General features: G+C 36.1%; 26 protein-coding genes. 11 read left to right on the forward strand and 15 right to left on the reverse strand.

Features of this window, described 5'->3' with window-relative positions:
- Positions 1 to 102: 102 nt before the first annotated feature.
- The 6 genes from perR to DN389_RS27055 form a co-directional block, all read right to left on the reverse strand.
- The gene (perR, locus tag DN389_RS27030) at positions 103 to 531 is read right to left on the reverse strand and encodes a peroxide-responsive transcriptional repressor PerR (protein WP_000237831.1); all 429 of its coding nucleotides are present in this window, start codon (positions 529 to 531) and stop codon (positions 103 to 105) included.
- A 298-nt stretch (positions 532 to 829) separates the two neighbouring features.
- On the reverse strand, positions 830 to 1285 hold the full coding sequence (gene bcp, locus DN389_RS27035) for a thioredoxin-dependent thiol peroxidase (RefSeq protein WP_088121230.1): 456 nt from the start codon (positions 1283 to 1285) through the stop codon (positions 830 to 832).
- A 44-nt stretch (positions 1286 to 1329) separates the two neighbouring features.
- A complete protein-coding gene (locus DN389_RS27040; RefSeq protein WP_000964347.1) occupies positions 1330 to 1734 on the reverse strand; it encodes a potassium channel family protein in 405 nt (134 codons plus the stop codon).
- 72 nt (positions 1735 to 1806) lie between these two features.
- A complete protein-coding gene (locus DN389_RS27045; protein WP_000639385.1) occupies positions 1807 to 2592 on the reverse strand; it encodes an ABC transporter permease in 786 nt (261 codons plus the stop codon).
- Between the two features lie 4 nt (positions 2593 to 2596).
- Entirely contained in the window at positions 2597 to 3388 is a 792-nt protein-coding gene (locus tag DN389_RS27050; protein WP_000521523.1) for an ABC transporter permease, read from the reverse strand.
- Positions 3381 to 4394 carry an ABC transporter ATP-binding protein gene (locus DN389_RS27055; protein WP_000843640.1) on the reverse strand — a complete coding sequence of 338 codons (1014 nt, stop codon included), beginning with the start codon at positions 4392 to 4394 and terminating at the stop codon, positions 3381 to 3383. The genes DN389_RS27050 and DN389_RS27055 overlap by 8 nt, the downstream gene beginning before the upstream one ends.
- A gap of 127 nt (positions 4395 to 4521) precedes the next feature.
- Between DN389_RS27055 and hemL the strand changes: the two genes are divergently transcribed.
- From hemL to DN389_RS27070, 3 genes are all read left to right on the forward strand, one after another.
- A complete protein-coding gene (hemL, locus tag DN389_RS27060; RefSeq protein ID WP_000673249.1) occupies positions 4522 to 5820 on the forward strand; it encodes a glutamate-1-semialdehyde-2,1-aminomutase in 1299 nt (432 codons plus the stop codon).
- A gap of 198 nt (positions 5821 to 6018) precedes the next feature.
- Positions 6019 to 10455, forward strand: coding sequence for a glutamate synthase-related protein (locus tag DN389_RS27065; protein WP_149237776.1), 4437 nt, complete (start codon positions 6019 to 6021; stop codon positions 10453 to 10455).
- A gap of 259 nt (positions 10456 to 10714) precedes the next feature.
- Positions 10715 to 11803, forward strand: a complete 1089-nt coding sequence (locus tag DN389_RS27070) for an aromatic acid exporter family protein (protein WP_000765792.1) — start codon at positions 10715 to 10717, stop codon at positions 11801 to 11803.
- A 15-nt stretch (positions 11804 to 11818) separates the two neighbouring features.
- Here the strand turns inward: DN389_RS27070 and DN389_RS27075 are convergent, their stop codons facing one another.
- The 4 genes from DN389_RS27075 to DN389_RS27090 all read right to left on the reverse strand — a co-directional run bounded on the left by DN389_RS27075 (position 11819) and on the right by DN389_RS27090 (position 15145).
- A complete protein-coding gene (locus tag DN389_RS27075) occupies positions 11819 to 13579 on the reverse strand; it encodes an ABC transporter ATP-binding protein (protein ID WP_149237777.1) in 1761 nt (586 codons plus the stop codon).
- 54 nt (positions 13580 to 13633) lie between these two features.
- Positions 13634 to 14164, reverse strand: coding sequence for a nucleoside tri-diphosphate phosphatase (gene ntdP / locus DN389_RS27080; protein WP_000506626.1), 531 nt, complete (start codon positions 14162 to 14164; stop codon positions 13634 to 13636).
- A gap of 250 nt (positions 14165 to 14414) precedes the next feature.
- Positions 14415 to 14675 carry a YgaB family protein gene (locus DN389_RS27085; RefSeq protein ID WP_000997582.1) on the reverse strand — a complete coding sequence of 87 codons (261 nt, stop codon included), beginning with the start codon at positions 14673 to 14675 and terminating at the stop codon, positions 14415 to 14417.
- A gap of 188 nt (positions 14676 to 14863) precedes the next feature.
- The gene (locus DN389_RS27090; protein WP_149237778.1) at positions 14864 to 15145 is read right to left on the reverse strand and encodes a gamma-type small acid-soluble spore protein; all 282 of its coding nucleotides are present in this window, start codon (positions 15143 to 15145) and stop codon (positions 14864 to 14866) included.
- A gap of 124 nt (positions 15146 to 15269) precedes the next feature.
- Here DN389_RS27090 and DN389_RS27095 point away from each other — a divergent pair, with 124 nt between their 5' ends.
- Positions 15270 to 15494, forward strand: a complete 225-nt coding sequence (locus tag DN389_RS27095; RefSeq protein WP_048542097.1) for a hypothetical protein — start codon at positions 15270 to 15272, stop codon at positions 15492 to 15494.
- A 35-nt stretch (positions 15495 to 15529) separates the two neighbouring features.
- Here DN389_RS27095 and mutY read toward each other — a convergent pair whose 3' ends face one another.
- Positions 15530 to 16627, reverse strand: a complete 1098-nt coding sequence (mutY, locus tag DN389_RS27100) for an A/G-specific adenine glycosylase (protein WP_046953679.1) — start codon at positions 16625 to 16627, stop codon at positions 15530 to 15532.
- A gap of 149 nt (positions 16628 to 16776) precedes the next feature.
- Here mutY and DN389_RS27105 point away from each other — a divergent pair, with 149 nt between their 5' ends.
- Positions 16777 to 17757 carry a metal-dependent hydrolase gene (locus DN389_RS27105; RefSeq protein ID WP_060486949.1) on the forward strand — a complete coding sequence of 327 codons (981 nt, stop codon included), beginning with the start codon at positions 16777 to 16779 and terminating at the stop codon, positions 17755 to 17757.
- Between the two features lie 24 nt (positions 17758 to 17781).
- Here DN389_RS27105 and DN389_RS27110 read toward each other — a convergent pair whose 3' ends face one another.
- Positions 17782 to 18048, reverse strand: a complete 267-nt coding sequence (locus DN389_RS27110) for a YfhJ family protein (protein WP_000997857.1) — start codon at positions 18046 to 18048, stop codon at positions 17782 to 17784.
- A 123-nt stretch (positions 18049 to 18171) separates the two neighbouring features.
- On the opposite strand from DN389_RS27110, the gene DN389_RS27115 reads away from it, so the two are divergent.
- Both DN389_RS27115 and DN389_RS27120 read left to right on the forward strand, forming a co-directional pair.
- On the forward strand, positions 18172 to 18330 hold the full coding sequence (locus DN389_RS27115) for a small, acid-soluble spore protein K (protein ID WP_000517891.1): 159 nt from the start codon (positions 18172 to 18174) through the stop codon (positions 18328 to 18330).
- 46 nt (positions 18331 to 18376) lie between these two features.
- Entirely contained in the window at positions 18377 to 18529 is a 153-nt protein-coding gene (locus tag DN389_RS27120; protein WP_000122093.1) for a YpzG family protein, read from the forward strand.
- A 64-nt stretch (positions 18530 to 18593) separates the two neighbouring features.
- Here DN389_RS27120 and DN389_RS27125 read toward each other — a convergent pair whose 3' ends face one another.
- Both DN389_RS27125 and recX read right to left on the reverse strand, forming a co-directional pair.
- Positions 18594 to 18911 carry a YfhH family protein gene (locus DN389_RS27125; protein WP_001057030.1) on the reverse strand — a complete coding sequence of 106 codons (318 nt, stop codon included), beginning with the start codon at positions 18909 to 18911 and terminating at the stop codon, positions 18594 to 18596.
- Between the two features lie 10 nt (positions 18912 to 18921).
- Positions 18922 to 19734, reverse strand: coding sequence for a recombination regulator RecX (gene recX / locus DN389_RS27130; protein ID WP_000268506.1), 813 nt, complete (start codon positions 19732 to 19734; stop codon positions 18922 to 18924).
- Between the two features lie 81 nt (positions 19735 to 19815).
- Here recX and DN389_RS27135 point away from each other — a divergent pair, with 81 nt between their 5' ends.
- The 4 genes from DN389_RS27135 to DN389_RS27150 all read left to right on the forward strand — a co-directional run bounded on the left by DN389_RS27135 (position 19816) and on the right by DN389_RS27150 (position 23021).
- A complete protein-coding gene (locus DN389_RS27135) occupies positions 19816 to 20721 on the forward strand; it encodes a TIGR01777 family oxidoreductase (protein WP_149237779.1) in 906 nt (301 codons plus the stop codon).
- Positions 20722 to 20861: 140 nt separating this feature from the next.
- On the forward strand, positions 20862 to 21992 hold the full coding sequence (locus DN389_RS27140) for an amidohydrolase (protein WP_000698306.1): 1131 nt from the start codon (positions 20862 to 20864) through the stop codon (positions 21990 to 21992).
- A 241-nt stretch (positions 21993 to 22233) separates the two neighbouring features.
- On the forward strand, positions 22234 to 22791 hold the full coding sequence (locus DN389_RS27145) for a GNAT family N-acetyltransferase (RefSeq protein WP_088121224.1): 558 nt from the start codon (positions 22234 to 22236) through the stop codon (positions 22789 to 22791).
- A 110-nt stretch (positions 22792 to 22901) separates the two neighbouring features.
- Complete coding sequence (locus DN389_RS27150) at positions 22902 to 23021, forward strand: YfhE family protein (protein ID WP_000358487.1); 120 nt, start codon at positions 22902 to 22904, stop codon at positions 23019 to 23021.
- A 369-nt stretch (positions 23022 to 23390) separates the two neighbouring features.
- Here the strand turns inward: DN389_RS27150 and DN389_RS27155 are convergent, their stop codons facing one another.
- Positions 23391 to 24557 (reverse strand): diglucosyl diacylglycerol synthase, encoded by a 1167-nt coding sequence (locus DN389_RS27155; protein WP_060486945.1) that lies wholly within the window; start codon positions 24555 to 24557, stop codon positions 23391 to 23393.
- Between the last annotated feature and the right edge of the window lie 86 nt (positions 24558 to 24643).

Consider the following 24643-nt stretch of genomic DNA (forward strand, 5'->3'; position numbering starts at 1 on the left):
GTTCTTCACTGAACGTTTTAAATCCTCCTGAACCTAACGTAATTCCCATATATAATAAAGAAAGAGGGAGACGTAAACGTCTCCCTCTTTCTTTATTATATATTACGCCTTATGACACTCTGGACAAACGCCATAAATTTCTAAGCGATGACTATTAATAACGAAGCCTGTCGTTTTCGCAGCTTCCTCTTCAAGCTGTTCCAAACCTCCATAAGGAAAATCAACAATCTTACCACATTTTTCGCAAATCACATGATAATGTTGACTTGTAACATAATCAAATCTACTTGAAGCGTCTCCATAAGTTAATTCCTTTACAAGTCCAACCTCTTTAAATACACGTAAGTTATTATAGACAGTTGCAACACTCATATTTGGAAACTTACCTTCTAATGCTTTATAAATGTCATCCGCTGTTGGGTGCGTCATAGATTCCACAAGGTACTCTAAAATAGCATGACGCTGTGGAGTAATGCGTACACCCGTATTTTTCAGCATTTCTAGCGCTTCTTTTAATTCTTCTTTGACCACCGTCATGCACCCCGATTCTATACGGATTATTATTTTATAATTCTTATAAAGAGTGTACTCCTTTTCTTATAAATCGTCAATATTTCTACTATAAGTATGTGGTTTATTTTTGTATATAGCCTTATTCTTATGTATCTTTCCCCATTTTCTATACATTTACATAGAAAAAAAGTGCGACATAATCGCACTTGGAATACTATCATCTGAGGAGGTATGCCCTACACTTCACTTTATGTAAGACGATAAAATATGTATAGACACTCGCCTTACTTCTATATATTTTATCTCCACAATGGATTTACTTTATATAAGAAAGAACATCTTCAGTATGTCCTTTCACTTTCACTTTACGCCACTCTTTTACAAGCTCACCGTCTTTATTAATAAGGAATGTAGAGCGCTCGATTCCCATATACTCTTTTCCAAAGTTCTTTTTCAATTTCCAAACGTCGTATAATTCCGCTACCTTATGATCTTCATCTACTAAAAGTACAAATGGAAGCTCATGCTTCTCAATGAATTTCAGATGTCTGTTCGCTGAATCAGGACTTACACCAAGAATAACTGTATCTTTCTCTTGAAATAATCCATACGCATCGCGAAAATCACATGCTTCAGTTGTACACCCTGGAGTCATATCTTTCGGATAAAAATATAGCACTACGTTTTTACCACGAAAATCAGCTAAGCGAACTTGTTCCCCGTTACTTCCCTCTAATGTAAATTCTGGAGCCATTTCTCCTACTGTGATCATTGTTATCACTCCTACTCTTTTCTTTTACTATATCAAATGCTATCTTATTTTTCATTGTCTATTACAGACCTCATTACAAAAGCAAACGGTAATGTATATCCAATTAGCGCTTCTGCAATCGCAATCCATCTCCCTATTCCAATCGGAGCTATATCACCGTACCCAACGGACAATAAAGTAACCGCGCTAAAATATAAGCAAATTTCTACAAGTTGAAAAGATTGGGCATGCAAGCTTTCTCCATCTTCTTTCAAAACTGCAAAACCCATTTCTTCTAATACAACATAACTTAACCCAAACGCAATCAATACCGTTGTATAAATTAAAAATAAGGAGGCTAAATTATAAAGCGAAAAGAAACGCCTAGAATCTGAATATGAACTCCATAACAATTGGACACTTCTCAAAATAGCAATTGCTGCAATTAATAGAATAAATCCCCATAACATGTCCTCCACCTCATTTTATATGTATGAGACGGCCATTGGATTTATCCCTTAGAAACAAACAAGCTTCTATAATTAATTCCCAGCACCACGGTACCTTTTTACCCCTTGATTCCAAAGAGTAATTGCAATCGTAAAACAGATAACACCAACGAATGGTGTTGCAAATGCATAGCTATTCCACTCTGTTTTTCTTAAAAAGTATGCTGCTGGATACACTCCGACAAACGCAAATGGTAAAACAAACGTTAAAATGAAGCGAATCACACGGTTATAAATGTTAACAGGATAGCGACCATAGTTACCTATGTTATACATTAGCGGCATAATTGAACTTTTCGCATCCGACCAAAAACCAAGGCTCGCAAGCGTAACAAATATCCCTCCGTATACAAGTGCTCCTCCTCCTACCATCAGTAAGAATAAGAAGAAATCGTACCAGTAAAAAGATAATTGCAGCTCCACTGCTGCATATCCCATTACAATTATTCCTGTAATCGCTCCAATTAAAGATTCAAGTTCCATTCTTTCTAATATAATTTGAAATAAACTATGAATCGGTCTCGTTAATATACGATCCATTTCTCCTTTAATAATGTAACGATCATTAAAGTCCCATATGTTAAAGAAAGCTGAGAATATGGCAAACGGTACTAAAAAGAAACCATAAATAAAGATTACTTCTTCTCTACTCCAGCCCTTTAATGCTTGTGTATGCCCAAACACAACGAGAATAAAGATTAAATTAACAGCCTGTAGTGCTAAATCAGAAAGTAATCCAACGATAAAATCGCCCCGATACTCCAATTTTGTTTTTATATATTGGCTTGCATATTGCAAAAATAGGTTTATATATATCATCTCATCATCCCCCTTGTACAATTAGACGTTTTCTCGCCGTTCTCCACATGAGTACAATTGGAATAATAAGTACAATTGCCCAAATTACTTGGAATAATAATGCCTCATACAATTTACTTCCTTGTATACCTTCTGAAAAAATCATACTCGGAATATAACTAATAGCCTGAAACGGTAAAAATACCATTGCTTTTTGGGCCCATAACGGATAAAAACTAATTGGTAATAATAGACCTGAAAATAAATCAATAACAACACGTTTTGCATACATAATTCCACTATTATTAAATAGGAAGAACGTGAGCATTCCCGTCATTAAATTAATTTGTGTATTAATAATAAAACTAAATATTAAAGATAAGAAGAAATATAACCACGTTTGAAAATTCGTTGTAATTTGCAATGAAAATAATAAGGTAACGATAACCATACCTGGAATTGAAAAGAAAGCAAAACGAAATATTCCTTCACCAAGACCTTGCATCACTTTCATGCCTAAATAGTTATATGGACGAATGAGTTCTACTGCTACACGTCCTTCTTGAATCTCCATCGCAATTTCCCTGTCTATATTATTAAAATAAAAGGCACGTGCCATCCACGCAATTGCGATATAAGTAGTCATTTGCGAAATAGATAAACTTTCAATATTCTCTTTTCCACTATAAATTGCTTGCCATAAAAAATAATACGCACCGATATTAATTGTATAAATTAAAATCCCGCTATAATAGTTTGTACGATACGCAAGCATCATTAAAAAGCGAATCCGAATCATTTCAATGTACTTACCCATGTTTAATACCTTCTTCATAAATGTTACGAATAATTTCCTCTGTAGACACTTCGTTAATTTTTAAATCTTTAATTTGAAAGGCTTGTACTACTTTAGAAATAAGCATTGAAATGATAACTTCTTCATTCGGTATTTTTGCAACCCACGCGTTTTCCTCTTTCGCTTTCGACCAAACGACATGACTATCTGGCATAACCATTGATAAAGCCTGATAGGAAACTGGTGCAATAAATTGAAAATGTATTTCCTTCTCTGCTCCCCACTGCGTACGAAGATTATTTAAAGAACCGTCATACATAATATTTCCTTCATCCAGCATGATAACGCGCTCACATAAAGCTTCAATATCAGTAATATCATGGGTTGTTAATAAAATTGTTGTTTTGTAACGTTCATTCATTTCTTTTAAAAATTCACGTATTTTTAATTTCACAAGAACATCCAATCCAATTGTTGGTTCATCTAAAAATAATAACGGCGGATTATGAATTAATGCTGCCGCTAATTCACAACGCATCCTTTGACCTAGAGATAACTTTCGAACTGGCTTATCTAATAAAGGACCAATATCTAACGTTTCAATCACGTGTTCCATATGCTCTTTATACTGAGCATCTGATACACCGTACACTTTTTTTAATAAACGAAAAGATTCTTGTACAGCAATATCCCACCAAAGTTGTGAGCGTTGACCGAAAACAACACCAATTGTTCTTACGAATTCTTCTCTCTGCTTATGCGGGTTCATCCCATTTACTAAAATTTCTCCTGATGTCGGAGTCAAAATCCCCGTAAGCATTTTAATAGTTGTTGATTTACCAGCACCGTTCTCACCGATATATCCAACCATTTCACCTTGTTTCACATTAAAAGATACATCATTTACTGCTGGTACTATTTTATAATTACGATTTAATAAATCGCGAAAAGCACCCTTTAATCCCGGACGACTTGAATAGGCTGTAAACTCTTTACGTAACCCTTGTACCTCAATTACCGATTTCATAATCGGACCCCCTTCCTAAATGTCACAACGAATAGTTTACCCAACTGCCTTCTCTATCACAAACAATACGTCTTTTCGAAAAACATGTTAGAATAATACATAGATTTTTGTAAGGAGATGAATTGTAGTGAAATTCACAAAATCAGAAGCATTACATAAAGAAGCTTTAGAACATATCGTTGGCGGCGTTAATAGTCCTTCTCGTTCTTTTAAAGCAGTTGGCGGCGGCGCTCCTGTTGCTATGGAACGTGGAAAAGGTGCTTATTTCTGGGATGTAGACGGAAATAAATATATCGATTATTTAGCAGCATACGGTCCTATTATTACCGGACATGCTCACCCGCACATTACAAAAGCAATTACAACAGCTGCTGAAAATGGTGTACTTTACGGAACACCAACAGCACTAGAAGTAAAATTTGCAAAAATGTTAAAAGAAGCAATGCCTGCATTAGATAAAGTCCGCTTCGTAAACTCTGGTACTGAATCAGTAATGACAACAATTCGTGTCGCTCGTGCTTACACAGGCCGCACAAAAATTATGAAATTTGCTGGTTGTTACCACGGTCATTCTGATCTAGTACTTGTAGCAGCTGGATCTGGCCCTTCTACGCTAGGAACTCCTGACTCAGCCGGTGTACCACAAAGTATCGCTCAAGAAGTTATTACCGTTCCATTTAATAATGTAGAAACCTTAAAAGAAGCTTTAGATAAATGGGGACACGAAGTAGCAGCTATCCTTGTAGAACCGATTGTTGGAAACTTCGGTATTGTAGAGCCAAAACCTGGCTTCCTTGAGAAAGTGAATGAACTTGTTCACGAAGCTGGTGCACTAGTAATTTATGATGAAGTTATTACTGCTTTCCGCTTCATGTACGGTGGTGCTCAAGACTTACTTGGCGTAACACCAGACTTAACAGCGCTTGGTAAAGTTATCGGCGGCGGACTTCCGATCGGTGCTTATGGTGGTAAGAAAGAAATTATGGAACAAGTTGCCCCGCTCGGACCTGCATATCAAGCTGGTACAATGGCAGGAAATCCTGCTTCTATGGCATCCGGTATCGCTTGTCTAGAAGTTCTTCAACAAGAAGGTCTTTATGAGAAATTAGATGAACTTGGTGCGATGCTTGAAAAGGGAATTTTAGAGCAAGCTGCAAAACATAATATCGATATTACATTAAACCGACTAAAAGGTGCTTTAACTGTATACTTCACAACAAATACAATTGAAGATTACGATGCAGCACAAGATACAGACGGTGAAATGTTCGGTAAATTCTTCAAGCTTATGCTTCAAGAAGGAGTTAACTTAGCACCTTCTAAATACGAGGCATGGTTCTTAACGACAGAACATACAAAAGAAGATATTGAATATACAATTGAAGCTGTAGGCAGAGCATTCGCTGCTTTAGCGGATAATAAATAATCCCGCCATTAAAAGGAAAAAAGAAAGCACATCTTTCTTTTTTCCTTTTTTCTATTTCATAAATCCCTCATTAATAGTATAATTATTCATAATTATCTGTTTAAATTTCTTTTATATCCTTACTACCTTTGTATACAAGGCTGCTCACGCCTTAAATAGTAAGATTATTCAAACTTCAATAAGAGGGGGGATTGACGGATGCTCAATAAAACAAATACATGGACACCGTCTTTATTTCGAGATTATAAAAATGCAGAACATGATGCGTGTGGAATCGTTTCCGTTATGGAGAAACGAAAAGTTGCCACGAAAGAAAACATTGATCTTTGCATACAATCACTTGTCAAAATGAATCATCGAGCTGGTTTCATTAATGGTGAAGGAGATGGTATCGGAATTCACATTGATGTCCCAAAAGCACTTTGGAATGAAAAGCTGAAAAATAACGGATACAATCCAACGATTGTGGATCATCCCCACTTTATCGTTGGACATTTTTTTCTAAACAAAAACGCAAATATCGTTAATTTAAAAAATCATATTCGTACGCAATTAAATAACGAAAGTTTTACTATTATTTTTGAAAGTGATGATGTAATAAATTCCGATGCACTCGGTCCACTTGGTAAACAGGAAGAACCTTTATTTTGGCAAGTTGCTCTTATCGCAGAAAATAAAGTTGAAAATGTTGAGCAAACATTATTTTCAGTAACGATAAAAATAGAGGAAAACGAAGCGATTCATGTTGCTTCATTAAGTCGTGACCATGTTGTATATAAAGTTCTAGGCGCTGGGGATACACTTGTTGCCTATTACAATGATTTACAACATCCACTTATCGCTTCAACTATGACACTAGGACATAACCGCTATTCTACTAATACATTATCTAATTTTTTTCGTGTACAACCATTTAGCATTCTCGGACATAATGGTGAAATTAACACAATTGCAAAATTACGTGATCAAGCTGACATGATTCATGTTCCACTTACTGCTGGGGGCAGTGACTCCCAAGATTTAAACCGCACCTTAGAAACTCTACTTGTTCAATACGACTACAGTTTATTTGAAGCAATGGATATACTATTCCCACCAATTATTAATGAAATGAAACTATATGAACCGCATTTACAAGATTTATATACGTATATACGTGAAGCTTGGGGCCATTTTGCGCAAGGTCCAGCTGGTATTATTTCACGTTATAAAGATGAGGCTGTTTTCAGCGTTGATTCCCTTGGACTACGACCAGTATGGAAAGTAGAGACAGCGAGTTCTTACGTTTTCTCTTCTGAACCTGGAGTTGTATCACCAACTGAATATGTAGCAGAACCAAAACCACTCGCTCCTGGAGAAAAAGTCGGTCTAAAGTGGAATGAACAAGATGAACTTGTACTCTACGAATACGATGACTACCAAACTCAAGTATATAACCGTTTTAAAAAGCGAGTTGATACTAAAGATTATCATTTAAACTTATCTATCCCTGAAACGAAAGAAATCCCAGGATTATGTGATTCTATACAAGTCGAAACGAAACAATACGTTGCTTTTGGATGGGACCGAGAACATATTCAGCTTCTTGAACAGATGGCAACAAAAGGCGTTGAGCCAATTCGCTCACTTGGGCATGACTCACCACTTGCAGCACTCGATACTGATAGACGAAATATCGCTGATTTCATTAAGGAAAGTGTAGCCGTTGTTACAAATCCAGCAATCGATCGTGATCGAGAGGTCGAGCACTTCTCCACACGAACAATACTTGGAGAGCGCCCAAGTTTATTAAGCGGAGCTAAACGGCCATTTGTAGTTGAGATGCTTTCCCCCATTATTTTAGAAGGAAGTGTAGCACAATCTATTACAGAGGAATTACACACAATTACGTACGAACAACTTATACAGCTATTCAATACTCATAGCTCTATCGCTACAATCTCTGCTACATTCAGTCCGACAGAAACTTTACAATGCGCCTTAAATCGAATTAGTTCTGAAGCGATAAAGGCCGTGAACGATGGAGCTTCCCTACTATTAATAGACGATGCCAACGCTCATCTAAATGAACAGTTATGGATTGATCCGCATTTAGTTACCGCTAAAGTACATCAAGTATTAAGCGAAAATAAATTACGCCGAAACTGCTCTCTCGTTATACGTTCTGGTGCCCTTCGCTCTTTACATGATATCGTCACACTGTATGGATTAGGAGCAGATGGTATGAATCCATATTTATTATTTGCAACCGTAAATGATGGAACAAAAACGCCAATTACGAATTTGTATAATGCTCTTAATAAAGGACTAGAAAAAGTCATTTCAACAATTGGAATTCATGAATTACGTGGTTACGGTCGCCTCTATTCTTCTATCGGATTACATGAGGAAATCGCAAATATATTACAAATTACGAATTTCTTCGGTTCAAATGATTTAGCTTTTTCGCTTGAATCACTTGCTGAAGATGCACAATTGCGAGCGGATGATTATAACAATCCTAAAGTTAGAATGCGAAAATCTTTTCATATATTCCCGCGAATTTGGAAAGCAATCGGCGATGTCGCAAAAGGAAATTCTTATGATGATTACCGTGACAAATTAAGTGAGTTAGAAGAAAATAATCCAATCGCGATTAGACATCTTGTTCAAACGAAAGAAACAAAACATGTCGTTCCGGCCGAAGAAGTATCCATCAGCATTCAAAATCATGATTTACCATTTATTATTAGTTCCATGTCATTCGGTTCTCAAAATGAAATTGCCTTTCGTGCATATGCAGAAGCGGCCGATCAGCTAAATATGATTAGCTTGAACGGTGAAGGCGGCGAAATTAAAGATATGATTGGAAAATATCCACATACACGTGGACAACAAGTTGCATCTGGGCGATTTGGTGTAAACGCCGAACTACTAAATTCATCAAACTTAATTGAAATAAAAATTGGGCAAGGCGCAAAGCCTGGTGAAGGCGGACATTTGCCTGGTTCAAAAGTAACAGCAAAAATCGCTGAAGCGCGTAATGCTACAATTGGCTCTGATTTAATTTCACCTTCTAACAACCATGATATTTATTCCATTGAAGATTTAGCTCAAATGATTACAGAAATTAAAACGGCTAATCAACTTGCGAAAGTAGCTGTAAAGGTCCCTGTTGTCCCTAACATTGGAACAATTGCTGTCGGTATCGCAAAGGCTGGTGCTGACTTTATTAACATTAGCGGATTTGATGGTGGTACAGGTGCCGCACGTATTCACGCATTGCAACATGTAGGCCTTCCTGTAGAAATTGGTGTGAAAGCCGCTCACAATGCTTTATTAGAAGCAAATATGAGACAAAAGGTAGAAATTTGGGCTGACGGTGGTATTCGAAGTGTTAATGATGCCTTGAAAATCATGCTCCTTGGGGCAAACCGTATTGGATTTGGTACATTATCCATGATTGCAATCGGCTGTACAACTTGCCGCGGATGTCATCTAGATACTTGTCACGTTGGAATTGCAACACAAATTGATTCTGAAGCTCAGGCGAAAGAACACGGATTACGCCGCTTCGTCCCGCGCGAATTAGAAAGCGCCGTTGCTGGATTATTACATTTATTCACCACTTTTGGCGTAGAACTAAAACGATTAACAGGAAATCTTGGTTATACAAATTTACAAGAAATTGTCGGACATTCCGATTTATTAGAACAAGTTCGAGGCGAAAATTTATTAGACTTATGTAATTTACTACAAACGATAGAACACCCATCTGTTACAAAAACAGAATACGTACCGGAAAAACAATTTGAAACAGTTCATTCCCCTCATTCAAAGGAATTAATAGGCGTTGGCGTAGAGCAACGCGTTATGGGTGGTCTAGAATCTTGCTATCGCGTTCGTAGTAAATTATATGAAGACACGAAGCTTGAACCACTTACATTAAAGTATACGAATGGCTCTATTCCTGGAAATGGATTAGGTGCTTATAATAGTGAGAACTTATTTATACACGTAAATGGCGGTGCACAAGATGGTATTGGTAAAACCTCCTTTGGTGGTGGTATTTATATAACGAAAGCAAAAGGAAAAGACGGCATATATTATAACGGTTCTGTCGGAAAAGGTTTTGGGTACGGTGCACAAAAAGGAGCGCTATACGTTCAAGGTAACGCTGATGCTCGCGCTGGCATTCGCCTCTCTGGAGCAGACATGATAATTGGAGGGCGAATGACAAAGCCACTCCGTGAAAAAGAGCAAGGGAATATAGGTGTATACTCTAATATTAAAGGTTTCGCTTTTGAATATATGACAAATGGGCGAGCGCTTGTTTTAGGGGATCCTGGTCCATGGATTTGTGCTGGTATGACTGGTGGTGTTGTTTATTTACGTCATGATTCAAGCTCGGGTTTAACAGAACACGCCTTAAAAAGAAGAATCGCAAAAGGGGCAAATGTTACATTACAACCAATTAGTAAAAACGGCGTGCAAGATGTGACTGAGTTATTGGTAGACTACATTCGTGTATTAAATGAACATGAGCAATACGAGGAAGTTGCTGTATTAACACCGTTACTCGATGATATGCAGCAACAGTTTTTTGAAATTATCCCGAAAAAAGAGCAGGCTGATCCATCTATCTCCACAGAGTGATATACCAACTTTTCATTTTCAAGAAAAAATTGACGAAGTACACTTCTCATAGTAATCTATAGTAACAATTTGAAACCTGCTGAAATTCAGCAGGTTTTTTCACTAAAAATTGATGTTTAAAAAGAATTAGGAAAAAGTATAAAATGAATCTTAATTTCTTATTAACGTCACTAAAATATCACTTGCTAACATATTGTAATGAATGTATAGTATCATGTTGTACATTCATTATGACAAGAGAAAGGATCTTATTAAGGGTATGAAACTTGGTGCTCGCATTTTAAAAACGGGTATTGCCATCACATTAGCTTTATTTGCTTGTATTTTACTTCAATTACCGAGTCCAGTATTCGCGGGAATCTCAGCTATATTCGCTGTTCAACCGTCTGTATACCGCTCGTATTTAACAGCTCTTGAGCAAATTCAAGCAAACGTCATTGGTGCCGTATTCGCTATCGTATTTGCTACTGCTTTTGGACATAATCCTTTTATTATTGGATTAACATGTATATTAGTAATTGCGCTTACGTTACAATTACGATTAGAAAACACAATATCAATTGCTTTAGTAACAGTTATCGCCATTATGGAGTATCAGGGCGACGATTTCTTTAGTTTTGCCTTACTTCGCTTTGCGACGATTATGATTGGAATTATTGCGGCTTCACTTGTAAATTTAGTGTTTATGCCGCCAAAATACGAAACAAAACTATATCATCGTATCGTTGATAATACAGAAGAAATTGTAAAATGGATTCGAATGAATAGCAGGCAAGCTTCTGATTTTACAACGCTAAAAACTGATATTGATCGTATGAAAGAAAAGATGATCAAACTAAACCATTACTATTTGCTGTATAAAGAAGAAAGAAGCTACACGAAAAAAGTAAAGTTCGCAAAAATTCGTAAGCTCGTTTTATTCAGACAAATGTTAGCGACGACAAGCCGTGCTCTAAGTACGTTAAAATCATTACATCGTACTGAAAATGAACTGCGCTATATGCCAGAAGAATTTCAGGAATCTATCCAAAACGAACTTGACTCATTAACCCATTACCATGAACAAGTTTTATTAAAATTTATTGGTAAAGCAAAAAAACAACAATCCGTTGAAATGCTTGATGAAGTTGAAACAGGTAAACAAGAATTAATTGATATCTTTATGGATTATCAAAACAAGGACGATGAGGAAGCGTATAAAACATGGCTACACCTTTTCCCTCTTATTTCTGCCATTATTAACTATAGTGAAGAAGTAGAGCATTTAGATTTACTTGTGGATAGCTTCTACACATACCATAAACCAGAAGCAGAACTCCAAATCGAAGATAAAAAAGAAGACGAATAAAGAAAACAGCTCCTTTTACGCTAAAGGAGCTGTTTCTGTTATATGTTGAAGTTGATATAAATTGTAATAAAACCCTCTTTTTTTCATTAACTCTTCATGAGAACCTGTTTCTTTAATTTCACCATCTTCAATGTAAATAATCGTATCCACATGTGTAATCGTCGCCAATCGATGTGCGATTACGATCGTCGTCCGATCAGCAGCTAGCGTCTGAAGCGCCTGCTGAATATACCGTTCATTTTCTAAATCTAAAGCGGAAGTCGCCTCATCTAATATAAGTAACGATGGATTCTTTAGAAACACTCTTGCAATCGCTACACGTTGCCTTTGCCCACCAGATAACTTCACACCGCGTTCCCCAACGACAGTATCATAGCCATCAGGTAACTCTATAATAAAATCATGGATTTGCGCAGCTTTAGCAGCTGCAATCACTTCTTCCTCTGTAGCTTTCGGGTTTCCATATAAAATATTTGCCCCGATTGTATCACTAAATAACAAATTATCTTGCAGTACAATTCCAATATGACTACGTAAATTTCTCATATCATACTTTCTAACATCTATCCCATCTACATAAACTGCACCTGAAGAAACATCATAGAAACGTGGGATTAAGCTAGCAAGAGATGACTTCCCTCCCCCACTTGCTCCTACAAGTGCTACCTTCTCTCCTGGCAACATAGTTAACGAAAGGTTATGTAATATCTCTTTTTCATCCGAATTGTAACGAAAAGATACATTATCAAATATCACTTCACCATTTAATTTTGTCGTTTGTACCGCACTTGGCACATTGACAATATCGTATTTTTCATCTAACAATTCAAACACTCGATCCATCGATGCGAAAGACTGTGTTAATGTTGTAGAGGAATTGACAAGGCGGCGAAGCGGACTATACAAACTATCCATATATCCAACAAAGGCAACCATAGTCCCTAATGTTAACTGCCCCTGAATTACTTCATATGCTGCAAAACCGATCACCAGTAACGGGCCTAAATCGGTTAACGTATTCACTACCGAAAATGTCCTTGCAGTCCAACTCGTATGCGTTAATGCTTTCGTCAAAAATTCATTATTTCTTTTTTCAAATTGCTTACCCTCATACTCTTCTAATGCAAAGCTACGTGTCACTTGCATCCCTTGAATACGTTCATGTAAATACCCTTGCATCGTTGCTAAAGCTTGCGAACGCTCTTTCGTTAATTTTCGAAGACGCCCGAAAAAATATTTCACTGCCACTACATAAATAGGTAAAATTAATAACGCAACAAATGTTAATTTTATATTCATAGAAAACATAACAATAATAGCAATAGCAATCGTTGCCGTATCTAGCCAAACATTCATCAAACCAGTAATTACAAAATCCTTCGTTTGTTCTACATCATGGATTACACGTGAAATAAGCTCCCCTGTTTTTGTATTCGAATAATAGCGTAAACTCAACTTTTGTAAATGACCAAAAATATGTTTTCGTAAATCATATAGTATTGTATTTGCGATACGCTGCGCGAAATATTGACGATAATATTCAATTGGCGGTCTTACTACTGCAAAAATAAAAAAAGCAATCCCAACGGCTGTTACTAATTGGGATGTTTTATCTTGAAGTGACCCTCCGCCTTGAATTACATCATCGATAATATATTTTAATAACCACGGCATAATAAGCGGGATGCCGAATTTAACTAGACCAATCATAATCGTAATAGCAATAAGCCATCGATACGGTTTAACAAATTGCAAATATCTTTTTATACCTTGCACATAATCCCCCCTCTAATAGGACAAACCTGCCGGGAAATCCCCTGCAGGTTTGTTTTAATTTCTGTACATTAAATATCTTTCATACCACATATCTACAAAATCTGGCGCGAATGGCCCTTTTCTTTGATGAATCCATTGTGTTAATTGTGCTACATTTCGTTTTAAAATAGTATCAATAACAGGTGGATACTGCATAATTTGACTATGCTTTTCATACTCATCTTCATCTAAAAGCGTATATGTCATATCTGGATATACTTTAATATCTAAATCATAATCAATGTACTTTAATGCTTCAGAATCATATGCAAAAGGTGAGCCTAAATTACAATAATAATATACTCCCTCTTCCCTTAGCATCCCAATCACATTAAACCAATAATTTGCATGAAAATAACAAATTGCTGGTTCACGAGTAATCCATGTTCGGCCATCTGATTCTGTCACTACTGTACGATCATTTGCTCCGATCACAAGGCTCTGTGTCCCTTTTAAAATTGTTGTCTCTTCCCACATTCTATGAATGGAGCCATTATGTTTATAACTATGTATTTGTACTTTTTCTCCTTCTTTGGGAAATCCCATATATGCTCCCTTCTTTCAACTGCAAATGCCCTTTGAGCTGCATTCACTTTTTTTCTATTATAACTTTTTTGTCGAAATTTTAAAACTAAAGCGACAAGACTCTATTTTTCACACTGAATACTATATCCCTAATCTTCTTAGGAGACGGGGCCTTCGCTGAATGATTTACAAACGAGGAAATAGAAATAGAAAAAGCCCTTCCTTATTTTTATCTAAAGAAGGACCTTTCACCGGAAGGTAACAACATGCCTTACCCTAAATTCGAAATCATTTTTTCAGTTTCAAAAGATTGAATCACACTATTTGTTTGCTCTTCAAATTTCTCATGTAACAGTTTTAACGCTAATTCTGTTCTATATATTTCTTGGCGGATAAAATGTAATTCCTTTTTATCGCACGTATCCTTTTCGCTCATTTCAATTTGCTGATACTTCTCTAGATGAGCTTGTAACTTTAACAACTCATCCATCGTTTCCAATTGCTCTCCTACCAACTTATCAAAATCGTTCATTACTTACCCCCTTTTGGACTTATTTATCAGTTATTATTCCTCATTACATATTTCTCATCTTTACCTTCCTTCTCCTTTGACTACATTTGTTGACTTATTAGAAGTTATGTCGTTCACTTTATTTTCATTACTATGACCCAGGCACAAAGAAAACACTTCTCCCGAATTAGAGAAGTGTTTTTCTTTCATTACTGATTTGAACTAGAAGATTGTGATTGTTTTGCAGCTGATTGTGCATTTTGTTTTTTCACAGCATGCACATCTGTTTCAGTTGCGAATTCTGTACCATAACTAGCGTTTGCACTTTGTGCACCAGAAGCTTGTGCTTTCTTTGCTTCTGATTGTGCATTTGCTTGTTTTACTGCTTGTACATTTGTTTCAGTCGCGAACTCTGTACCATAACTAGCATTTGTACTTTGAATGCTAGCACCAGAAGTTGCCTTGTTATAACTTTGTTGTTTTTTACTCATCTTTCTCACCTCCACAACCAATAATGTAACCAATTCACTTAGAAGTTATCCGTGATTTTCTTTTTTTAATCTCCGTATATATCTCTTATCACTCATTCAAACTATAGGAAATGGAGGTGGAAATATGTATATAGGACGCGACATGACTGAACTAACGATGGTTTCAAAAAATGAGTGGAAAGAAGATGAATTAGCTTATTTTCATCACTCATTACAACAGATTTTGCCGTATTTAAATGCAGAAGGTCAAAGTATCTATAAAGAAATTGTAGTAGAAATTGAATCAAGAGGTGGTTTACAACAAGGTGAAGCTAATTGGACTCATGGGACAAAAATTTCTTACGATTAAAAAAGTGTTCCCAATCTAGGGAACACTTTTTTAATTTATTGCATTGTAATTTTCTCAACGCAATTCTCATAAATCGTACGATGCGATTTCGAGAATGGTAACTGCTCAAATGCTTCTTTCGATACAAATTTCAATGTATCTGTTTCAACAATATCACCAGTTACTTTTCCGTAAAATACGAATATATCCCAAGTGCGATGTGTAAATGTATGTTGTACATTCATTGCGTATTCTTCAATAGAAATCGAGAGCTCAAATTTTTCTTTCATATAATCTGTAAGCTGCTCTTTCTGATTCCGAATCCCTTCCCCAAGTTCAGCATTTGGAAACTCCCACATGTTAGCTAATAACCCGGTACTTGGACGTTTATTAATGACGTAACGACCATCTTCTGTTTGAAGTACCCCTGCAACAATCGGTACCATTGTAGGAGCCTTCGCTTTACTTTTTACTGGTAACTCCTTTTGAACACCTTCAGCATATCCTCGGCAATGTTCACGTACAGGACAAAGTAAGCAAGATGGATTTTTTGGAATACAAATTAGTGCACCTAATTCCATCAAACCTTGATTAAAATAAGATGGATTTTCAGCCGAAATAATTTCACGTACAATCTCTTCAAACACTTTTCTAGTTTTCGGTTTTGCAATGTCATCCCATACTGATAAAATGCGAGATAATACACGCATAACATTTCCGTCAACTGCCGGCTCTGGTATACCATATGCGATACTTAAAATAGCACCTTTTGTATAGGGGCCAACTCCTTTTAATTTTTCAATTTTCTTTACATCACTTGGTACTATCCCGCCGTATACTTCTTTCACTTCTTTTACAGCCGCATGTAAATTTCGTGCTCTAGAATAATATCCTAAACCTTCCCATGCTTTTAACACTTCTTCATCACCAGCATTTGCCAAAGCTTCTAGAGTAGGAAACTTCCCCATAAAATTCGCGTAATATGGTTTTACAGCTTCTACCCTTGTTTGCTGCAACATAATTTCCGAAACCCAGACGCGGTATGGATCTTTATTTTTACGCCACGGTAAGTCGCGTTGCTCTTTTTCAAACCAACCAATTAAATCATTTTGAAACTGCTCTATGTTAAAATTATTTAATATTTCAAGTGTCAAACTTGATCCCCCTCATTTTTTTGCATATAAGTACTATTATAAAGATTTTAGGAAAAAATTTAAGTAAGATGACATAGGCAATAGAAGGCAAAGGACTTGAGGTATCGAATAAAAAGAGTTACATTAATAAAAAACGGAGGTGGATTTCTATGGACACAGCCACTCACCTTGTTATGGGCGTTACTCTAGGCAGTTTGGCAACGTTAGATCCAGCCATAGCACAAAGTGATATTGGGCCACAAGCAGTTATGCTTGCTACAATTGCCGGTTCCAATATTCCTGACATCGATACAGTTTTAAAATTGCGTAATAACGCTAAATATATAAGAAATCATCGCGGGATTACTCATTCCATTCCTGCAGTGATTCTTTGGTCATTCCTTATAAGTGGCATCTCTTTCGCCTTCTTTTCACACGCTCCATATTTGCATCTACTACTTTGGTCATTTATTGCCGTCTTTCTTCATGTCTTTGTAGATATTTTCAACGCCTACGGTACCCAGGCATTACGGCCCTTCACAAAAAAATGGGTAGCGCTCGGCATCATTAATACATTTGATACCGTCATTTTCTTTATCCACCTACTCGCGATTGCTTGTATGCTTGTAGGTTCCCATAAAGGGTATACTGCCTTAGCAGCGTATATATTGATGATTATTTACTATATCGGACGGATTATGATGCATAGAAACATACGTAGCGTCGTATATAAACGTTTCAATCATGTGGAGAAAATAATCATTTCCCCTTCTTACAGATTTTATCATTACCATTTAGCAATCGTTACAACTGATTATTACTACGTTGCTAGATGGCATCGTGGTAACATCATGATATATGATAAGTTCGACCGGGTACCGTTCCCAGATAATGCTATTATGCGCGCAGCTAAACAAGATGAAAACATCTCAGCATTTCTATCTTTCTCCCCTGTGTATCGCTGGGACATTTTCGATTATGATCATTATTACGAAGTTCGCTTCATTGATTTGCGCTATCGCAGTAAAGATTATTATCCATTCGTTGCAATCGTTCAACTCGACCACAATTTAAATATTATTAGTTCCTATACAGGATGGATTTTTAGTGAAGAAAAACTTCGAAAAAAACTGGAATTACTTCCACATTAAAAAAAGCGACTTAAGTCGCTTTTTTTAATGTTTCAAATGATCTTCTTGATTGATTAAATGGCTATATTTCGGATTATTTGTACGCATTTCATGAAGGCGACCTCCATGATTATTAATCCATGTTCGTACCACTTGTTCAGTCATTTCATCACCTTGATAACGACCTGATTTAGCATAAGTTGTTTGAAAGTCTTCCCACAATAATTCAACCCACGCACGAGCTTGTGCGTAAGAAAGTTTGTCATTTTTGTCTAACAATTCTTTTGTTAATGTTTCGTGAATATCATTCATGTTCTATTCTCCTTTTACCTATTTATTCCCTTAATTTCTAAAGGATAGTTTCCTCTATTTTGCACATTCTATAAGTGATACTTCTTAAAGAGGTATCAACTGATGATGAGGAGGGCGTTCGCAATGGGTAAACAAGCCGAATTTTGGTCTGAGTCAAAAAACAACAGCAAAATCGATGGTCAGCCGAAAGCGAAATCACGCTTCGCTTCGAAACGACCTAACGGCACAATTAACACGCACCCACAAGAACGTATGCGTGCTGCAAATCAGCAGGAAGAATAGTTCAGGTACAACCTAAAAAATTAACTTCCTACACGAGGTGATAAAGATGAGCTACCGTGATCGCTTAGATAGTCGTTCTGAATTATTTAACCATACGTGGACTCGTCCGAAACATGCAAAGGCGCAAGTTAACGGACAGACGCAACAAACCCAGTCTCTCATTATACTGGCGAATGAATGTAAAAAACGCCAATTTTAGAATCTCCTATCTCCTGTAACGCCTACCAAAGATGAAAACCAGAGAGATATTCGCTCTCTGGTTTTCATTTTTCTTGCAATAAAGAAATCGGTATTCCAATCTCTTCATTATCATTTTGCTTATGTCCCCAAGCAAATACCCCGTTGAAATACGTAATTTCAAATAATATACCAGGTTCTTCTACTAATTCATATGTCTCACCAATATGAAATTTGTTTATATCAGTCATATAAGCACGAGCCATTGCCATCTTTCGCATTAATACATCGAACTCATTTACAATACCAAGCTGCTCTGCCTTTATTGCTTGCTCTTTCAAAACCCCAATTTCTTCCCTTAGCTCATGTGGTGTCATTTCACTGTAGCGCTTTGGCATATTCATCTTATTCCCCTCATCCCTCTTCACGTTTCATCTGCAAAAATATCTCTATCTCATCAATAGAGAACCCTTTGCGATATAACGCTTGTTTCATCTTATTTTCGAATGTCCATCCATCATACTTCTTATATTTCTCATAATATTTATTCCCATGATAGTGTAACGCTTCTTGTTGCTGTTCGTCATCTTTTTCGTCTTTCAATTCTTCCAAACAAATTTGAATCACATCTCTAGAATATCCTTTACGAACAAGCATTTCGTCTAACTTTAGCTTCATTTGTAAAAAGGAATGCTTTTGATAAGACCTTTTCTTTTTTTCTATAAGAAGTAAAGCATTCTCAATTTGCTTTTCCTTCGGATATTCTTGTAAACTATGTGTAATGATTAGATCCTGAACACCTTTATTTAATAACTCTCTTTTAATAACAGTCGGACCCTTTCGATTCACATTACTTTGCGTTCGCGTATATAAAACAGCGTACTCTTTATCATTAATATATCGATCATGTAATAATTTCGAAACGACTTCAGAGATGACGGCCTGCCCCACTTCTTTTTTTCGTAAATAGTCTTCTACTTCTTTTTTTGTTCTCATTTGATAGGATAGATAGGAAATTGCTTGTAAATATGCTTTTTGTACCTCTTCATTGTATAAAATATTCCCTAACGCTATTTCATCAATTTCTAACCCTTTTTGTAATCCATGTTTCATTAAGATTACTTGATCCACACTAAATCCGTATTCTTCACCTTGACCTTTATCAATATAAATATTAAATCGTTCTTTCGATCGTTTTTGCACTTCTATTTTTGTAATGACAGCCATACTCTCACCTCTCTATTATTTTAACATAGTCAAGGAACGTTTTTGCTTTTCAAGAATATATATAATGAGGAGGAAATAATTGTGAGAATCGCAATTTCTGGTGGTACCGGCTTTATCGGTAAATACCTTTCTACTTTTTTTATTCAAAAAGGATATAATGTTTACATTCTTACTCGAAACAAAACTACTGAAACTTCCCACCCTAACCTTCAGTATGTACAATGGACACCAGATTTACAAACCTTCCCCCTCTCTTCTATCGATGTAGTTATTAATCTAGCTGGAGAGTCTATTAATAGTAGATGGACAAAGAAACAAAAGGAATCCATTTTAAACAGTCGAATTCAAACAACAAAAGGACTCATTAAACAATTGCAAACACTTGGTACAAAGCCAAATACATTTATTAACGCAAGTGCTATTGGATACTATGGAACGTCTGAAACTGAGTCTTTTACAGAACAGCATGAGATTCCTGGAAATGACTTTTTAGCAAATACAGTATATTCATGGGAACAAGAAGCATCTAAAGCACGTTCTCTTGGAATGCGAACAATCTACGTAAGACTTGGAGTTGTATTAGGCGCAGACGGAGGAGCTCTTCCCAAAATGCTACTCCCCTATCAATTCTATATTGGAGGTACAATTGGATCTGGAAACCAATGGTTATCATGGATTCATATAGACGATGTCGTTCGCCTAATTGATTTCATCATACACAAAGAAGAAATTGATGGCCCTTTTAACATTACAGCTCCCCTACCTATAAGAATGAAGGAATTTGGAGAAACCATTGCAACTATAATGAAAAAACCTCATTGGTTACCTGTCCCTTCATTTATGCTTCACACTTTATTAGGTGAGATGAGTATACTTGTACTCGAAGGACAACATGTATTACCTAGTAAAGCAATTGAACATGGGTATCAATACACATTTCCGGCAATAGACCATGCATTACAAAATATACTTTCGCATACAATGTAGTACTTCTAAAACACAGTTTTACAGGGTCCCCTTTCAAAACTTTCATTTTCTAGAATCCGGAGCATTATTACACAAATAACCTTTCAGTTACTTTCCCTTAAATTCCATTAACATTGTAAAGTAACAGAAATGAGGTACCTATGAAAATATTGCTCAAACAAGCCATTGTCTATCCTATTACATCCCAAAAATTTCAAGGGGATGTACTCGTTATAGGAGAAAGAATTGCCGAGGTCAAGCCTTCCATTCAACCTACTCAAGATATGACAGTTATAGACGCTCGTGCTCTTCATCTTTTACCTGGATTTATTGATGTCCATACTCATCTTGGTCTCTATGATGAAGGTACTGGTTGGGCTGGCAATGATGCAAATGAAACATCTGAAGTTTCAACACCACATATCCGTTCTTTGGACGGAATCCACCCTTTTGATATTGCATTTCAAGATGCTGTACAAAACGGAATCACAACTGTTCACGTTATGCCAGGAAGTCAAAACATTATCGGTGGTACGACTTGTGTAATAAAAACAGCTGGAACTTGTATTGATCATATGATTATTCAAGAACCTGCCGGCTTAAAGATTGCCTTTGGAGAAAACCCTAAAAAGGTCCATAGTAATGGAACAAAAGAATCCATAACACGTATGGGAATTATGGGATTACTTCGGGAATCATTCTATGAAGCACAGCACTACGGGCATGAAGCTGATTTTCGAATGCTTCCTATCTTAAAAGCATTACGCCGCGAAATACCCGTACGTATCCACGCTCACCGAGCAGATGATATTAGTTCTGCTCTACGCTTTGCAACAGAGTTCAATCTCGATTTACGTATTGAACATTGTACAGAAGGACACTTCATTGTTGAAGAGCTTTCGAAACACAATTTGAAGGTTTCAGTTGGCCCCACTCTTACACGCCGTTCTAAAATCGAACTTAAAAACAAAACATGGGATACTTACCATATATTATCGAAAAATGGAGTGGAAGTTTCTATAACAACAGATCACCCTTATACACCAATTCAATATTTAAATATTTGTGCTGCTGTCGCAGTAAGAGAAGGATTAGACGAAAAAACTGCACTAGAAGGAATCACCATATTTCCAGCACGAAATTTACGTTTAGAGGATAGAATTGGAAGCATTGAGGTTGGAAAAGACGCTGATCTCGTGTTATGGACTCATCATCCTTTCCATTATTTAGCCAAGCCTGTACTAACCATGATTGATGGAAAAATAATTTACAAAAAAAATAAAAAAAACTAGTTTATTTTTTTGACTAGATAAAGTATTATACGATTATAAACTGAATGAAACCATAATCAATTTGTGTCGTGATTATCATTTTCAAATTGATGAATGGGGAAGGCAAATGGTGCGCCACCAGCGTTAGAAACTGGTTCTAGTGGGTTCGATTCCCACCCCGAAATTTTTTAAAGATTGATATAAAAATTTCGAGGGTGGGGTGTTTTTTCGTCATGCTACCCTCGTGTGAGGAGGAGTTAGTATGTTGAAAAAACGCGACTTACACGACAGCCACGTTCTATACGAGTTAATGGTGGACCCAGCTGTCTTCCCTTTTGTGCGTCAAAAGGCTTATTCTTATGAAGAGTATTTATTTTTAACGAAACAAACGATTGAAGCTGAAGAGCGTGGGGAATTAATTTCACGCACAATTTTAGATGAATGGGGTAACCCTATCGGAACAATTACTTTATTTGATGTGCAAGAAAAAGCCGGATTTCTCGGAACATGGCTTGGCAAATCCTATCATGGAAAAGGCTATAATAAATTGGCGAAAGATTCATTTTTTAGTGAACTTTTCTATGAATTAGATATTGAAACAATCTTTATGCGTATTCGTAAAATAAATATTCGTTCTATTAAAGCTGCCGAAAAACTACAATATGTAAATCTAGCAAACGAAACAAGAAAAGCCGTTTATGATGAAATTAACGCAAATGAAGAAGTATATAACTTATATGAAATCCCAAAAGATCAATATACACTTGCTACAATGCGAGATACAACGTTCCAAGATGCTCACCAATTAAAAGAAGCATAATCTAAATTTTTAGAAAAAATAATTAATCATTAACATTTTGCCATATACGTATATCACCCTATGTCTTTGGAAACGATAGATAGTGACTTTAGGACACGAGGTGATTTGTAATGGATAAAAAGAAACGTGACAAAACAAAAAACACATTATCTAGTACACAAGAAGTTCTTTACCAACGAGAATTTCGCAAAGCAGATCGCGCAGCGGGTTATCGCTCGAAAAGTATTTAAAGTGAGAATGAATAATTAGACGTTTTCCCCCCTAATTATTCATTCTCATTACATATTTTTTCTACGTGATAGAATAGACAAAAAGGTTCCTTATAAATAAGGAACCTTTTTTGTGTGGATAAAGTTATCCACACAATTTATAGAATTGTGAATAAATTCAACGAATCCTTCACAAGTTTATATGTTGTAACGCATAGTAAATGTTAGAATTGTGGATAGTTTTCTAAAAATTGTGGACAATGTGGATATAGTTGTTAATATTTCGACTTTACTGTTTAATGAAAGCGTAATCTTCATGTGGATAAGTTACTACTTTATCTTATAAAACAATAAAAAACCCTCTTTAAACATATAAAAGAGGGTTTCATATTAAGTAAATAATTGTGCAAGAGCAGGTGATTTAATAGGTATATGATTCGGTTCTACATGATTTTCTGCCAAAATTGTATCCACAATATGACCAGCTGGCTCCGGACGATAAATGCTTTTCATCGCTTCTTTCATTTGAAGAAGCTTCATATCATCTTGTAATAACGCCTCTGTCTTTGCAAAAACCTCACTATCATCACGAATGACAACTGCAGCTCCTTTTCTTTCAAAGTACATCGCATTTTCATTTTCTTGTCCTGGAACAGGCTTATATAAAATGACAGGTACTTGCAATGCTGCCGCTTCACTTAACGTAATACCGCCCGGCTTCGTAATCATACAAGAAGTAACACGGAATAATTCATCGATATTTTCAACATAACCAAATACTTTTAATGCATCAGGATTTTTTTCCTGAATCCCTAATAAATCCTGTTTTAACGCTTCATTTTTTCCACAAACGACAACTACTTGTAAATCAGGTACTGACATAAATGATTGGCATAGTTCTTTTACACTTCCTAATACCCCATGAGCACCTGCTACAATTAGTAAAATCTTTTTATTCTTACATAACTGATATTTATTATATATAATGTCTGGATTGATCTTCAGCTCAAAACTACTACGAATCGGAATTCCAGTTTCAACAATTTGCTCCGCGGGCACACCAATATCAATCATAATTTTTTTTACGTGATCAGTTGCTACAAAATAACGATCTACTTCCCGATGAATCCATATTTTGTGCACACAAAAATCCGTTAATACGTTATAAACAGGAATTGAAATACCTGTTTGCTTTTTTAACTCTGGTACAGCTATGATCGGAAAAGTATTAATAACAATATCCGGTTTCTCTGCTTGTAAAAGTAATTTCAAACGTTTTCTTCCAAAGTTCGCATACCAAGATGCTATTTTTTTATCATAAATTTTTTCTACGCCATAATAAAACAAGCGATATAATTCTTTTCCTATTGTATAACTTTTTAAATATAAATATTTTGTAATATCGGTTATAACTGGATGTGATTCTCCGAACAAATCGCATACAATTACATCTTTAATTCCTTTTTGGCGAAATGTTTGTTCTAATGTTTTCGCTACTTGCACATGACCATTACCGTAATGTGCAGTTAATATTAAAACCTTGGGGTTTTTTATCAAACAAATCCACTCCTAGCTTATTGTTTCTCCATATTGCATATACGACAATAGGAAAAACATTTTCCTTAAAAATTACATAAACAGAT

It is taken from the genome of Bacillus sp. AY3-1, from assembly GCF_008368785.1.
Classification (GTDB): domain Bacteria; phylum Bacillota; class Bacilli; order Bacillales; family Bacillaceae_G; genus Bacillus_A; species Bacillus_A wiedmannii.

Bases quoted from the DNA above. Each gene is read 5' to 3' on its own strand.
- DN389_RS27070 (WP_000765792.1), top strand. From the start codon at position 10,715: ATGAAACTTGGTGCTCGCATTTTAAAAACGGGTATTGCCATCACATTA.
- DN389_RS27120 (WP_000122093.1), top strand. From the start codon at position 18,377: ATGAGCTACCGTGATCGCTTAGATAGTCGTTCTGAATTATTTAACCAT.
- ntdP (WP_000506626.1), bottom strand. From the start codon at position 14,164: ATGGGATTTCCCAAAGAAGGAGAAAAAGTACAAATACATAGTTATAAA.
- DN389_RS27090 (WP_149237778.1), bottom strand. From the start codon at position 15,145: ATGAGTAAAAAACAACAAAGTTATAACAAGGCAACTTCTGGTGCTAGC.
- DN389_RS27055 (WP_000843640.1), bottom strand. From the start codon at position 4,394: ATGAAATCGGTAATTGAGGTACAAGGGTTACGTAAAGAGTTTACAGCC.
- DN389_RS27040 (WP_000964347.1), bottom strand. From the start codon at position 1,734: ATGTTATGGGGATTTATTCTATTAATTGCAGCAATTGCTATTTTGAGA.
- DN389_RS27150 (WP_000358487.1), top strand. From the start codon at position 22,902: ATGGATAAAAAGAAACGTGACAAAACAAAAAACACATTATCTAGTACA.
- DN389_RS27140 (WP_000698306.1), top strand. From the start codon at position 20,862: ATGAAAATATTGCTCAAACAAGCCATTGTCTATCCTATTACATCCCAA.
- bcp (WP_088121230.1), bottom strand. From the start codon at position 1,285: ATGATCACAGTAGGAGAAATGGCTCCAGAATTTACATTAGAGGGAAGT.
- DN389_RS27145 (WP_088121224.1), top strand. From the start codon at position 22,234: ATGTTGAAAAAACGCGACTTACACGACAGCCACGTTCTATACGAGTTA.
- DN389_RS27115 (WP_000517891.1), top strand. From the start codon at position 18,172: ATGGGTAAACAAGCCGAATTTTGGTCTGAGTCAAAAAACAACAGCAAA.
- DN389_RS27095 (WP_048542097.1), top strand. From the start codon at position 15,270: ATGTATATAGGACGCGACATGACTGAACTAACGATGGTTTCAAAAAAT.
- DN389_RS27105 (WP_060486949.1), top strand. From the start codon at position 16,777: ATGGACACAGCCACTCACCTTGTTATGGGCGTTACTCTAGGCAGTTTG.
- DN389_RS27050 (WP_000521523.1), bottom strand. From the start codon at position 3,388: ATGGGTAAGTACATTGAAATGATTCGGATTCGCTTTTTAATGATGCTT.
- DN389_RS27110 (WP_000997857.1), bottom strand. From the start codon at position 18,048: ATGAATGATATTCACGAAACATTAACAAAAGAATTGTTAGACAAAAAT.
- DN389_RS27045 (WP_000639385.1), bottom strand. From the start codon at position 2,592: ATGATATATATAAACCTATTTTTGCAATATGCAAGCCAATATATAAAA.
- DN389_RS27125 (WP_001057030.1), bottom strand. From the start codon at position 18,911: ATGAATATGCCAAAGCGCTACAGTGAAATGACACCACATGAGCTAAGG.
- DN389_RS27085 (WP_000997582.1), bottom strand. From the start codon at position 14,675: ATGAACGATTTTGATAAGTTGGTAGGAGAGCAATTGGAAACGATGGAT.
- DN389_RS27065 (WP_149237776.1), top strand. From the start codon at position 6,019: ATGCTCAATAAAACAAATACATGGACACCGTCTTTATTTCGAGATTAT.
- recX (WP_000268506.1), bottom strand. From the start codon at position 19,734: ATGGCTGTCATTACAAAAATAGAAGTGCAAAAACGATCGAAAGAACGA.